Annotated in this window: 12 protein-coding genes; 7 read left to right on the plus strand and 5 right to left on the minus strand. The window is 66.6% G+C overall.

Annotated features, from left to right (window positions below; genetic code table 11):
* Nucleotides 1–63: 63 nt before the first annotated feature.
* The 3 genes from ACPT94_RS29965 to ACPT94_RS29975 all read right to left on the minus strand — a co-directional run bounded on the left by ACPT94_RS29965 (nucleotide 64) and on the right by ACPT94_RS29975 (nucleotide 2,260).
* Complete coding sequence (locus tag ACPT94_RS29965) at nucleotides 64–792, minus strand: YidC/Oxa1 family membrane protein insertase (protein WP_360336953.1); 729 nt, start codon at nucleotides 790–792, stop codon at nucleotides 64–66.
* 150 nt (nucleotides 793–942) lie between these two features.
* Nucleotides 943–1,254 carry a DUF6412 domain-containing protein gene (locus ACPT94_RS29970; RefSeq protein WP_360336955.1) on the minus strand — a complete coding sequence of 104 codons (312 nt, stop codon included), beginning with the start codon at nucleotides 1,252–1,254 and terminating at the stop codon, nucleotides 943–945.
* Between the two features lie 172 nt (nucleotides 1,255–1,426).
* A complete protein-coding gene (locus ACPT94_RS29975) occupies nucleotides 1,427–2,260 on the minus strand; it encodes a class E sortase (protein WP_360336957.1) in 834 nt (277 codons plus the stop codon).
* A 229-nt stretch (nucleotides 2,261–2,489) separates the two neighbouring features.
* Between ACPT94_RS29975 and ACPT94_RS29980 the strand changes: the two genes are divergently transcribed.
* The 3 genes from ACPT94_RS29980 (at nucleotide 2,490) to ACPT94_RS29990 (ending at nucleotide 5,674) form a co-directional block, all read left to right on the plus strand.
* Nucleotides 2,490–3,962, plus strand: coding sequence for a glycoside hydrolase (locus tag ACPT94_RS29980; protein ID WP_360336959.1), 1,473 nt, complete (start codon nucleotides 2,490–2,492; stop codon nucleotides 3,960–3,962).
* A gap of 218 nt (nucleotides 3,963–4,180) precedes the next feature.
* Nucleotides 4,181–5,206: a hypothetical protein gene (locus ACPT94_RS29985; protein WP_425247255.1), complete on the plus strand. Its 1,026-nt coding sequence runs from the start codon at nucleotides 4,181–4,183 to the stop codon at nucleotides 5,204–5,206.
* Between the two features lie 48 nt (nucleotides 5,207–5,254).
* Nucleotides 5,255–5,674, plus strand: a complete 420-nt coding sequence (locus tag ACPT94_RS29990; RefSeq protein ID WP_425247256.1) for a DUF3592 domain-containing protein — start codon at nucleotides 5,255–5,257, stop codon at nucleotides 5,672–5,674.
* A 286-nt stretch (nucleotides 5,675–5,960) separates the two neighbouring features.
* On the opposite strand, the gene ACPT94_RS29995 is transcribed toward ACPT94_RS29990, so the two are convergent.
* Nucleotides 5,961–7,001: a YDG/SRA domain-containing protein gene (locus ACPT94_RS29995; protein ID WP_425247257.1), complete on the minus strand. Its 1,041-nt coding sequence runs from the start codon at nucleotides 6,999–7,001 to the stop codon at nucleotides 5,961–5,963.
* Between the two features lie 213 nt (nucleotides 7,002–7,214).
* Between ACPT94_RS29995 and ACPT94_RS30000 the strand changes: the two genes are divergently transcribed.
* The gene (locus ACPT94_RS30000) at nucleotides 7,215–10,295 is read left to right on the plus strand and encodes a DEAD/DEAH box helicase (RefSeq protein WP_425247287.1); all 3,081 of its coding nucleotides are present in this window, start codon (nucleotides 7,215–7,217) and stop codon (nucleotides 10,293–10,295) included.
* A 15-nt stretch (nucleotides 10,296–10,310) separates the two neighbouring features.
* Here the strand turns inward: ACPT94_RS30000 and ACPT94_RS30005 are convergent, their stop codons facing one another.
* Complete coding sequence (locus ACPT94_RS30005; RefSeq protein WP_425247258.1) at nucleotides 10,311–10,946, minus strand: ATP-binding protein; 636 nt, start codon at nucleotides 10,944–10,946, stop codon at nucleotides 10,311–10,313.
* 215 nt (nucleotides 10,947–11,161) lie between these two features.
* Between ACPT94_RS30005 and ACPT94_RS30010 the strand changes: the two genes are divergently transcribed.
* From ACPT94_RS30010 to ACPT94_RS30020, 3 genes are all read left to right on the plus strand, one after another.
* Nucleotides 11,162–12,010: a helix-turn-helix domain-containing protein gene (locus ACPT94_RS30010; protein WP_425247259.1), complete on the plus strand. Its 849-nt coding sequence runs from the start codon at nucleotides 11,162–11,164 to the stop codon at nucleotides 12,008–12,010.
* Complete coding sequence (locus ACPT94_RS30015; RefSeq protein ID WP_425247260.1) at nucleotides 12,007–12,222, plus strand: DUF397 domain-containing protein; 216 nt, start codon at nucleotides 12,007–12,009, stop codon at nucleotides 12,220–12,222. The genes ACPT94_RS30010 and ACPT94_RS30015 overlap by 4 nt, the downstream gene beginning before the upstream one ends.
* A gap of 69 nt (nucleotides 12,223–12,291) precedes the next feature.
* Nucleotides 12,292–12,588, plus strand: coding sequence for a DUF6247 family protein (locus ACPT94_RS30020; protein WP_425247261.1), 297 nt, complete (start codon nucleotides 12,292–12,294; stop codon nucleotides 12,586–12,588).
* The last annotated feature ends 38 nt before the right edge of the window (nucleotides 12,589–12,626 follow it).

The following is a 12,626-nucleotide window of genomic DNA, read 5'->3' on the forward strand; positions in this document are numbered from 1 at the left end:
GGCCGCCACTGGTCCGTCATCGGACCGCCACCAGGCCGCCACTGGACCGGGCGCCCCGGATCGTCACCGGTACAGGACCGCCCGCTCGACAGCGCTCCACGCCGTGCTGGTGACGACGTACAGCGCGGCGGCCAACGGCACCACGGCCACCGTCACCAGCGTGAAGAAAGACATGAACGGCATGACCTTGGTGACGGCGTTGACGGCGCCGGCGGCTCCGGCCCCGGGCAGGTCGTCCGCGGCGGCGGCCATCGCCGGGTTCGTGGCCGTCATCCGCTTCGAGAGGCGGTAGCCGAAGGTGGCGACGGCCGTGACGACCACGAACAGCCCGAGGTAGACCAGCCCCGCCCCGCCGAACATCCCGCCGTCCGCGAGGGCGTCCGTCCAGCTGTCGCCGAGGGGCGCGTCGAACAGCCGGTGGGTGAGCAGCGCGTTCGTCTCGCCGCCGATCGTGGAGTGCGAGAAGACGTAGTAGAGGAGGAAGAACGCGGGGAGCTGGAGCAGGCTGGGCAGGCAGCCCGACAGCGGGGACACCTGTTCCTTCGTGTGCAGCTCCAGCACCGCCTGCTGGAGCCGCTCCGGGTTCCGCGCGTGCTTCCTGCGCAGTTCGGCGATGCGCGGCTGGAGCGCGGCCCGGGCCTTCTGCCCGCGCGCGGCGGCCCGGGACAGGGGGTGGACGAGGAGTCGTACGAGCGCGGTGAACAGGATGATCGCGGCGGCGGCCGCGGAGGCGTGGAAGAGGGGTTCGAGCAGGTCGGCGAACCACTCGACGAGGTGGACGAAGACGGACATGGGTGAGGAGCCCTCCGGGGGTCTCGTCGTGCCGGGGAAGTGATGACTGGCGGCATGACGACGCGCGCGGGAGCACGGTGAACCTGGGGTGATGTGCCCTGAGGGATGCCCTGGGTGATGTGTTTTGAGGGATGCCCTGGGTGATGTGCCCTACGCGACGGCCGTCGGCAGGGCGTGCCCGGGTGCCCTGGGCCGTGGCCGGCCGGAGGCGTCGGGGTCGCGCTGGGGCAGGAAGGCCGTACGACGGTCCCGGTCGCGTATGGCCGTACGCACCCGCGTGGGCGGCACGGCCGGCACGCAGCGCGCGGCGACCAGGCAGCAGACGGCGAGCGCGGCACCGGCGGCGGCGGTCGCGGCGAGCGCGACGGTGGCGGAGAGGCCGCCGGTGTCGAAGAGGGCGAAGTCGAGGAGGAAGAAGAGGAGGACGGCGGACGGACGCAGGGCGGTGACCCAGTCGCGCATCACGAGCACTCCCCCTTCCCTTGGTCCCTGTCCCTCATGAGGACGTCCGGACCGGTACGAGAGTTCCGCAGGCGTACAAGAGTTCCGCAGGCGGGGCATTCGCCGTACGGGCCGAGTCCGGTGCCGCGGTCGGCGTGCCGTACGTCGGTGAGGCGCCGCGCGGCAGCCCGCCCTACCCGCGTGACCGCGGCTCCGTGGCGGTCAGCTTCCCCCACACCACCAGGCGGTAGCGCGAGGTGTACTCGGGCGTGCAGGTGGTGAGGGTGAGGTAGCGGCCGGGGGTGTCGTAGCCGTAGGAGGGCCTGGTGAGGGAACGCGGCACGGGCTGGATGACGCCCGCGTCGCGGGGTGAGGTGCGCGGCAGGATCACGTCGACCGTGTACGTGTAGGTCGCGTTCCTGGTCGCCACCTCGATCTTGTCGCCCTTCTTGAGGTGGTTGAGGTACCGGAACGGCTCGCCGTGCGTGTTGCGGTGCCCGGCGAGGGCGAAGTTGCCCGCCTGGCCCGGCTGTTGGGTGTGGCTGTAGTGGCCGGCGTACCCCTTGTTGAGCACCTGCTGCTTGCTGGTGCCCTCGGCGACGGGGACGCGCAGGCCGAGGCTGGGGATGCGGAGGACGGCGTAGGCCTGGGAGGGCCGAGGGGCGGCACCGGACGAGAAGTGGTCCGGGCTGCCGCCGGACCGCGCGGCGGTACGACCGCTGCCGGAACCGGCGTCGGAATCGGAATCGGAATCTGAGCCGGAGTCGGAGTCAGAGCCGGAGTCGGATCGGGAGCCGCCGTCGCCGATGACGTCGTCGGCGCCGCCGGTCTCCCACTCCCGCTCCAGCGCCTCCACCCTCCGCTCGGCCCCCTCCTTCGCCTCCTGGTTGGTCCACCACAGTTGATGCGCGACGAAGAGAAGGACCAACACCCCGGCGGTGACGAGGAGTTCGGCGCCGCTCCAGAGCACCCGCCGGTACCGGGCGCGCCGCCGCCGGGTGCTGTGCTGTACGAGGGGTGTCCGCACGCGGGGCACCATAAGCGGAGCGGCACGAGGTCTCCAGCCCCGCACACGCACGCCTGCTCCCCTCGGCACTTCCTCCAGAGGTTTGAGAAAGGGCTGTCGGAACTCTCGACAACACCACTCACGACACCCGATGCTTCGTGTCGCACCCGATGAGCCGGTTGGGACGACCGGCGGAACGGGCCGGTCGGGACGTTCGCGCCCGGTCTGAGTCGAGCGAAGCGGAGAAGTCATGATCCGACGCAGAACCCTGCTGGCGGCCACCGGCGGCGCGCTCCTCGGGAGCGCGATGGCGACGGGCACGGCCCACGCCGACGCCACGATCGCCGTCAACCCGTCGACGTCGTACGGCACGTGGGAGGGCTGGGGCACCTCCCTCGCCTGGTGGGCCAACGTCTTCGGCAACCGGAACGACTTCGCCGACCTCTTCTTCACCACCAACTCGGTGACCTACAACGGCACGGCCCTCCCCGGCCTGGGCCTCAACATCGCCCGCTACAACCTCGGCGCGAGCAGCTGGAACAGTGTGGGCGGCGAGACGATGGTCGCGTCGCCGAACATCCCCGCCTTCAAGCAGATCGAGGGCTACTGGCAGGACTGGAACAACGAGGACCCCACCTCCTCGGCCTGGGACTGGACGGCGGACGCCAACCAGCGCGCGATGCTGCAGAAGGCGACCCAGCGGGGCGCGACGACCGAGCTGTTCGCCAACTCCCCCATGTGGTGGATGTGCCTGAACCACAACCCCTCGGGCGCCTCCGGCGGCGGCAACAACCTCCAGTCCTGGAACTACCGCCAGCACGCCTCCCACCTGGCGGCCGTAGCCCTGTACGCCAAGAACAACTGGGGCGTGAACTTCTCGACGGTCGACCCCTTCAACGAGCCGGCCTCGACCTGGTGGACGGCCACCGGAACGCAGGAGGGCTGCCACATGGACCCGGCGGTCCAGGCGGCCGTACTCCCCTACATGCGCAGCGAGCTGGACAAGCGCGGCCTGACGGGCGTCCGCATCTCGGCCTCCGACGAGACGAACTACGACACCGCTCGTTCGACCTGGGCGTCGTTCAACTCCTCGACGAAGGCCCTGGTCAACCAGGTGAACGTGCACGGCTACCAGGGCTCGGGCGGCCGCCGGGACCTGCTCTACACGGACGTGGTGACGACGTCCGGCAAGAAGCTGTGGAACTCGGAGACGGGCGACAGCGACGGCAGCGGCTACACCATGGCCTTCAACCTGCTCTACGACTTCCGCTGGCTGCACCCCACGGCCTGGGTCTACTGGCAGGTCATGGACCCGACGGCAGGCTGGGGGATGATCAAGTACGACGAGAACACCCTGCAGCCCGGCGCTGTCGAGACGAAGCTCTATGTGATGGCGCAGTTCAGCCGCCACATCCGCCCCGGGATGAGGATCCTCGACACCGGCGTGAGCTACGCGGTCGCAGGCTACGACGCGACCGCGAAGCGCCTGGTCATCGTGGCCCTGAACACCTCCACCTCGGCCCAGACCCTGACCTTCGACCTCTCCCGCTTCACGACGGTGACGGGCGGCTCGGGCGGTCTGGTCCCGCGGTGGAACACGGTGACCACGGGCGGGGACAAGTACAAGGCGTACTCGGACCGGTTCCTGAGCGGGAAGTCGGTGTCGGTGCCGTTCGCGGCGAAGGCGGTGCAGACGCTGCAGATCGACGGGGTGACGATCTAGGTGACGATCGAGGTGGCGATTTAGGTGGCGATCTGGGTGGCGATCTGGGTGGCGATTTAGAGGGGCCGGACGCCCGGGGGCCGGGTGCCGAGCGCCCGGCCCGGATCGGGCACCTGGCCCGGATCGGCACCTGACCCCGATCGGGCGCCTGGCCCGGATCCGGCGCCTGGCCTGCAGATACCTCTCCTTTGTCATCGGCGGGCAGTACGGTGTCGTGCATGCGCCCCGACACGCCTGCCGAGAACGTCGACCACACCGCCGAAGCGGCACGCCTGGAGCGGACCGCCGGCCTGTATCCCGAGGACGCCGAGGCCCTGCTGCTGCAGGCCGCGGCCCACCTGGAACTGTCCGGCGACCGCCCCGCCGCGACCGCGCTCTACGACCGCCTGCTGTCCTCTTCCCCGGACGGCCTGGAGAACCCTCACCTGGTACGGGCCCTCAAGGCGTCCAACCTCTGGGAGTACGGCCACGAGGCGGAGGCCAGAGCCATCATCGAGGGCATCCGCACGACCGCCCCCCGTGACCCGGCCCCCTGGGTGATCGTCGCAGAGGCGTTGGAGACCCACGACGAGCTGGAGGCGGCGCAGGAGACGTTCACGGAGGGGGTGAGGCTGCTGCTGACGGACGTGGCGGAGCCCCCGTACTCCACGCACCCGCTGCTGTTCGGCCGCCACCGGGTACGGCGCATGCTGGGCGCGGCCCACGACGAGTGGGACATGCTGGCGGACACCCTCCACTCGTCGCCGGTCTCCCTGGACGAGCTCCACGACCCGAAACGGGTCTGGTCCCTCGGCTCCGACAACCCTCTGGAGCTGGAGGCCGAGATCTGGCGCCTGCGGGCCGAGCTGGGCGCGTACCGAGAGGCCCTGTCCCGCCCCTTCCCGGTGGCCGTACTGCACTGGCCGGCGGGGGAACTGGCGGAGCTGGTGACCGCCTATCCGTCGCTCGCGGAGGAGTACCCCTCCCACGAGGAACACCTCTCCGGGATAGAGGGCGCACTGCGGGAGCTGGCCGCTTCCGGCACCCCGAACCTGGGCATCGTCACAGCGACCGTGCCGTCGTACGAGGCCTTCGCCGCCTCGGAGGGGACTTCACCGGGGGACACCGACCTGCTGCCGCAGTACGCGACGACGCTCGCGGCACGGGGACGAGCGGTGGCCTGGCCACCGCAGAGGGGGGCTGATTGCTGGTGCGGGACGGGGCGTGCGTATGAGGGGTGCCACGGGAACACACACCACCTGTAAGGCGGACCGCTCCGCCGTAGGCAGGCCAGGCAGGCCAGGCAGGCCAAGGTGACCCAGCCATGGCTGACGTTCGCCTTGCTCTTCGCCGCAGGATGGCTCGCCTACGGCCTCCGCGTCACCCTGAACGCCCTCCGGGGACGCGAAGGCCTACGGCGGCTCGGCGTCCGGGGTACGCGTACAGAGGGTGAGGTCGCCCGGGGCCCGCGCCGCGAGGGGGATGTGATGCACCCCGCCCAGGTCCGCTACCGGGCGGGCCCCCACGAACAGACCTACCGACGAGCCCCTCTCAACGCCGACCGGCATGTGCTTCGGGTGGGACACGAGGTGGTGGTGCGGTACGACCCCGCGGATCCTCGCCGGGTGGTTGTGGTGCGGACGCAGGCGTCGTTCAGTCCTTATACGTACCTGGTGTGTGGGGTGGGGGTGTGCTTGTTCGGGGTGGGGTTGGCGGTGTGGAGCCTGGTGTGAGAGGGGCCTCGCCAGACCAGACGGCGCCCGGTCACCCCCGCCCCGCAGCACAGCCGACGACCGGACTAAGTGGCGGCGCACTCTGCGACCCCGAGGCAACACCTCCAGCGCGCCGGCAGAATGCTCACGTGTCTGGTGCTGTTCCGCCGCTTCTGGGAGCACGAGCCTGCCAAGACCATTGCCGCAAGCATCGCTGCATTATTGGCATCCCGGAAGCCGCCCACGCAGTCTCATTCTGCTGCCGACTTGTCCAAGTCATGACGGGCTTCACAGCTGCACTGACGGGCTAGCTGAGGCCACTGACCCCACCCCATAACTCCCTGTGATAGCGGACATACTCCTCATGCACCTTGTGCTTCCGGTGCGTCTTGAGCTTCGCCCGCAGCCCGTCGCCGAACATTCCCGCCCGCACCACGATGGACCAATCCTCCGCGATGACCACGGCCCCGATGTCCAATCGAACGTGACAATTGGGGCAAAGGCAGAGGATATTGCGCTCCACGTCAGGCCCCTTGTGGGGCTTACCCAAGGGCTTGATGTGCGCGCCTTCGCTGTAGGGCTTCTCATCTGGGCCGACCAAGCGCAAGCCGCACATCTGGCACTCGTGGTCGTAGAGCGCCTTGATACGCCGTACGGTGGCGGGGTCACGCACGATGCGTTGGACGCGGGTGACACGCGTCGTCGGGAGTTTCTCCGATTCGGCGTGCTCAGACGAGTCGTCATCGTCATGGTCGCCGTCCACAGCTTCCGCCTCTGGGTCCAGCAACACCTCCTGCTGTCCCAGTACCTCGGCGATCCTGCGCTCAGCAGCGGTCAGTTCCTGCTCTGGAGCAGGAAGGCGCTCCAGATCAAACTGACAGATCTCGATAGGCGAGCCGTCGGGGGCTGGCGACTTGGATATCGCAGTACGAATGGCCGTGATCTCGTACAGGCCGTCATACCTGTAGCCCTTGCCCGGAGAGTACCGCTCGTCGCCCTTATGGCCCCGGATAATCCGGACGTGGTAGCCGCGCTCGTAGCTGAGCGCAAGCGCTGCGTTGTCCCGGTAGTCCCAAGACTGACTCCGCAGTAGCGACTTACCGTCTTTAGCCTTCTCCTTGTCAGGGGATGCACCTGTGTACCGAACCCAGGTCCAGCCATCCTCGTCGTCCACATACCCACCGTTGAGCACGATGGCGTCGGCGACGTACACGCCGTCCTCGTCCTTCAGGCGCGAGATCCCCCGCATGTTGTCGCTGTGCAGCTTGGCGTCCCTGACTTCGACTCGTCCAGGGAAGACATCACCAGGTAAGACGCCGTCTATGTGACCGATCACTCGCTCGCCCATCACACCATACTGATCGAAGATGATCGCTTATGTCACGTCAGATTCTTATGCTGACCAGTCAGCGCCGAACCCGAGCCCCTCCCTCCGCCTTGTCAGTGGCTGCTGTTAGAACTGGTCGTGGCTCAACGAAGGATCGGGGGAGCGACGGTGGTGCAGTCAGGAGATCTGTCACAACCTGTAGCGGGTGTGTACGAAGAGCTCATCACCGAAGGCATGCAGGCACAGATCGATCGGCTGAACGCAGCCGGATGGAAGCCCATCCACGCGGAGGTCAGCGCGGAATCTTCGCCGCATGTCCTCGCCCGCTACATCGGCGAGGCGGTTGGGCGACGGTTGAGTCAGCTGCCCCATGACAAGCAGGTCGCCGCTGCCAACCAGATCATGCAGTCGCTGATCACCAACGCGCCAGATCCTGACGCGGACGACGCAGTGACCGCGATCGCCGACGGTCCTCGGCAACTCTTGGCCCTGGCCGAGCAAGAGGCGCCTGGCGTCTACGCCATCAGACCCCTCACTCCTCTCTCCGAGACAGCCTTGATCACCAACGCCCCCGACGACCCCAGCTTGGGTGCAGAGTTGCGAGCGGAACTGGCTACCGCAGACCACATCGACCTGCTCTGCGCGTTCGTGAAGTGGTACGGCATAAGGGTCCTTGAGGACTCACTCCGCGCGGCCAAGGAACGCGACGTACCCATCCGGGTCATCACGACCACCTACATCGGCGCCACCGACCGCCATGCCCTGGACAGACTGGTGCGCGAGTTCGGCGCTCAAGTGAAGGTCAACTACGAGATCAGGTCGACGCGTCTGCACGCCAAAGCCTGGCTGTTCCGCCGCAACACCGGCTTCGATACGGCGTACGTTGGCAGCTCTAACCTGTCGAAGGCCGCGTTGCTTGATGGCTTGGAATGGAACGTACGGCTGTCTTCCGTTGCCACGCCCAGAGTGCTCGACAAGTTCGAGGCAACCTTTGACGCCTACTGGGCCGACACGGCGTTCGAGGCGTACGACCCGGACCGTGACGGCGAGCGGCTCACCGAGGCTCTGGCTCAGGCCGGCGGCACGGGTGCGGGAGGAGAACTCAAGATCAACCTCTCTGGTCTTGCGGTGCATCCTCTCCCACACCAGAGGGACATGTTGGAGCGTCTCCATGTCGAGCGGGAAGTTCGTGGCCGCAGCCGGAATCTTCTCGTCGCGGCGACTGGTACGGGGAAGACGGTCATGGCCGCCCTGGACTACCGCAACATGCGTGATACGCGCGGTGGGCAGCTTCCGCGCCTGCTCTTCGTCGCTCACCGTAAGGAGATCCTCAACCAGTCCCTGCGGACCTACCGAGAGGTGCTCGACAACGCCTCCTTCGGTGAGCTCCTCCACAGCGGCAAAGAGCCTCGGGACTGGACGCACGTCTTCGCCAGCGTCCAGTCGCTCAACCTTCAGCGGCTGGAGCAGCTCGATCCCGAGCACTTCGATGTCATCGTCATCGATGAGTTCCACCACGCCACCGCGGAGACGTACAGACGGGTCATCGACCACTTCAAGCCAGCCGAATTGCTTGGTCTCACCGCCACCCCTGAGCGGATGGACGGGCTCAACGTGCAGGACGAGTTCTTCAACGGCCGTATCGCCGCCGAGCTGCGGCTCTGGGAGGCGCTCGAAAACGATCTGCTGTGCCCCTTCCACTACTTCGGGGTTCCGGACGGTACGGATCTGACTCGTCTCAACTGGCGATCGGGCACGTACGACCGTGATCAGCTCGGGAGTCTCTTCACGGGTGACGAGGCCCGGGCCCGGATCGTCATCAAGCAGGTCGAGGACAAAATTTCCCAGCCCGCGGCGATGCGGGCGCTCGGATTCTGTGTGACCAAGGCGCATGCACACTTCATGGCCGAGTGCTTCCGCCGGGCCGGGTTCCAGGCAGCGGCTCTCGACAGCGACTCGCGCCCCGAGGTGCGCGAGGAGACGCTCGATGACCTAAAGGCAGGTCGCATCCAGGTGATCTTCTCGGTCGACCTGTTCAACGAGGGACTGGACATCCCGGACGTCGACACACTGCTGCTCCTGCGCCCCACGAACAGCGCGACCGTCTTCCTCCAGCAGCTCGGGCGCGGGCTGCGCCGTACGCCGAACAAGCCTGTCCTGACTGTGCTCGACTTCATCGGGCAGCATCGGGCGGAGTTCCGCTTTGAGGAGCAGTTCCGGGCGCTGACCAACCTCTCGCGCAACCGCCTGATCGACAGCATTGAGCGCGACTTCCCGCAGTTGCCCTCCGGCTGCCAGATCATCCTGGAGGGCAAGTCCAAGGATCTCGTCTTGGACAACATCCGCACCCAGCTCAAGGCCACCATCACCACACTGGCCAAGGAAGCCAAGGCCTACAGCACTCCGCGACTGGCTGACTACCTACATGAGAGCCGACGCGACATCCAGGAGCTCTACAAGAGCGATAACTCTTGGACCAAGATCCTGCGTAAGGCGGGATTCCTCCGGGAAGAGGCTCCGTCAGGCGAAGCAGAACTCCTCAAACGCGTTCACGCTTTCCTGCACGTCGACGACCGAGAGCGGGTCCAGGCGTATCTCCGCCTGCTCGCAGATGACGCCCCTGGCTACGACTCTTTGAACCCTGGGGAGCAGGCGTACGCCCGTATGCTCTTCTTCAACCTGTGGGACAACGCCGGTGGTTTCTCCAGCTACCAACAGGGCCTCGAGTCGTTGCGCGCCCAGCCGGCATTCCGTGACGAGCTTCAGCAGGTCCTGTCGTACGCTCTCGAAGAGGCTGATCACTTCCCTCTCCCGCTGGAAGGCCCACTCTCCCACATCCCCTTGAAAGTCCACAGCGCCTACAACCGCTCCGAGATCCTCTCTGCCCTTGGAGTGGCACGGCTGGGCGGCCAGATGCCCAGAGACTTTGGGCAGGGGGTGCGCTGGGTGGAGGAGCTTAAGACCGACGCCCTTCTCATCACCCTGGAGAAGAGCGAGCGGGACTTCTCCCCTACGGTCCGCTACAAGGACTACGCGATCAGCTCGACTCGCTTTCACTGGGAGTCCCAGAGCACCACTCCGGAAAACTCGGTAACCGGCCTGCGCTATCAGCAGCACGCCCAGCAGGGGAGCCATGTTCTCCTGTTCCTGCGTCGCTACAAGCGCAACAGCATCGGCAAGGCCGAGCCGTGGATGCTGCTGGGACCGGCCACGTACGCGGGGCACACCGGCAGCAAGCCCATGGCGATCACCTGGGATCTGCACCACGAGCTTCCCGCCGATGTGAGCTCGTACGCCTCAATCACGAGCGGATGAGAGCCCCGGGGCTGTCTAGGTAGACGTGTTGGCTTCGGCCTCGAAGTGCATCTGAGCACGGTCGAGAACCTCGTCCACATCGCAGCCATGGGCTCGAAGCCAGTGCAGGAAGTCTGTAATGGCATCGATCACGGCTTCCTCGGCAAGGGCCGTGCTCAGGCTGCCCGAGCTTGTACCGCTAGGCGGTTTCGTCGCCGCGTAGAGGCCGAGCAACCTCTCCGCCCGCATCACACCGGGGCTTCCGATGTGGCCGGTCGGTGAGGTGAGCGCTGTTGCCAACTCACACCAGGTCACCTTCCGGTCGGCACCGAGCTGAACACCCCAACGGTCGGCCAGGGCGTCCACCAGGGCCATGCCGCGTCCGCCCTCTGACTCAGCGTCCACGGCAACAAGCGTGGGGAGGGCATGGGTGTCGGGGTCGTGGACCTCAATGCGCAGATACGTGCCATTCATAGAGACCGCGAGCGTGGCCGGGGTTCCGGGACCTACGTGCGTGATGACGTTGGAGACCAACTCGCTCACGCACAGTTGGGCTTCGTCGGCGATTTGGTGCAGCCCCCAGATGCCCAAGTGCAGCCGCATGACCCGGCGCAAGGCGGCCACCTCAGTCGGCTCAGCCGTGAAGGCAAGGTCCCAAGGCTTGCGCGACATGCACGCTTCCCGTCCCACGAAGAACCCCTCTCGGTTACAACGCACCCCATGCGCCACGCAGCGTCACGGGCACTCACGATGAGTTGCATTGCCATCAGGGTGCTGTGCACGCATCCCCTCATGCAATGTGCACGGCGGGATTCCCACTTCCGAGTGATTGGCAAGCACACCTCTTGGCGCGAGACTGAACGCCCGCTACCGGAAACGGGGTTGATATGGCCGGGTCACCAACGGCACGCCGACGTCGTCTGTCGATCGAGCTGAAAAAGCTCCGCGAGCAGAGCGCGCTCACGTGCGCCCAGGTCGGCGCAGCCCTGGACTGGAGCGGCTCCAAGGTCAACCGCATGGAAACGGGCAGCGGACGGGTCCAACCATCGGACATCGATGCGCTGTGCCGGTTCTACGGCACCACTGAGGAACTGCGAGAGTTCCTCAAGTCGCTGGCCCGGCAAGCCAAGGTGCGGGGCTGGTGGCAGGTCCACGGCTCAGGCGTTCCGGAGTGGTTCAACATCTACATCGGCCTGGAACAGGACGCGTCCACCTTCCGCCAGTACCAGTGCGAACTGATTCCCGGCCTCATGCAGACCCACGCTTACGCCTCGGAGCTCCACAGGACCGGTTCGCACATGTCCGCCGAGGACATCGACAGGGCCGTACGGGTGCGCATGGAGCGCCAGGACATGCTGAGCCGACCCGATGGTCCCGAAGCCTGGTTCATCGTGAACGAAGGCTCTCTGCGCAACGTCATCGGAGACCGTGCGCTGATGCGGGAGCAGATGGAACGCATCCTGGACGCCGCCCGGTTGCCGAGTGTGACCCTCCAGGTTCTTCCTTTCGACTCGGGCACCTATCCGGCCACGGGTTCCTTCACCATGCTGGGTTTTCCGGCCCCTGAGGATCCTGACCTCGTATACCGGGACGGCATTACCGATGCTGTCTACCTGGAGGGCGAGCATCACGTTCGTGAGTACACCCGGGCGTTCGACGGTCTTCGGGCCGCGGCCCTGAGCCCTCAGCGTTCGGCCCATCTGATCGAAACGATCTTGAAGGAATACGCAAAGTGAGCATTGCAGAGCCCAGCAGTTCCAGCCGCCTGGTGTGGTTCACGTCTTCCTACAGCAACGGTGCCGGCGGGGAGTGCGTCGAGTGCGGGCTGATGGAGGAAGGCGCGGTCGTGCGCGATTCCAAGGTGTCGGGAGGGCCGGTGGTGGCCGTGGGAAGCAGGGCTTGGCGTTCCTTCGTGACGGCCTTGGCGCAGGGGCATCCGGCGCGCTGAGGGAAGATGCATCCTGGCTGCGGGATCTGTAGGACACTGCCCGTAGGACAGAGGATCAAGGAGCAGATCGTGAGCGCACAGCACGAGGAAACGCCCGTTCCTGCGCCGTTGTCGTTGAGGACCATTGGCGACATTCGAGCGGCTCTGCGGTCCGGGCACGGCTTCCCCGGCGACCGGGAGTCCTTCGAAGCAGATCTTCAGCATGCGCTGGAAACATCGACGGAGACGGACCTGAACGCGGTCGCTGCGGTGATCGTCGATTACCGGGGCAGAATCCGCCTCTACCAGGACCCTGAATTCGACATCGCAGTGCAGGAAGGCATCGACCTCACGGCCCGGCTGAAGCAGGAGAACAAGGACCGGTGACCGGCGCCGCATCCTGGATCTCCAATCAGCGCAGATGG

The organism is Streptomyces aurantiaciflavus, assembly GCF_049808595.1.
In the GTDB taxonomy this organism is placed as follows: Bacteria; Actinomycetota; Actinomycetes; order Streptomycetales; family Streptomycetaceae; genus Streptomyces.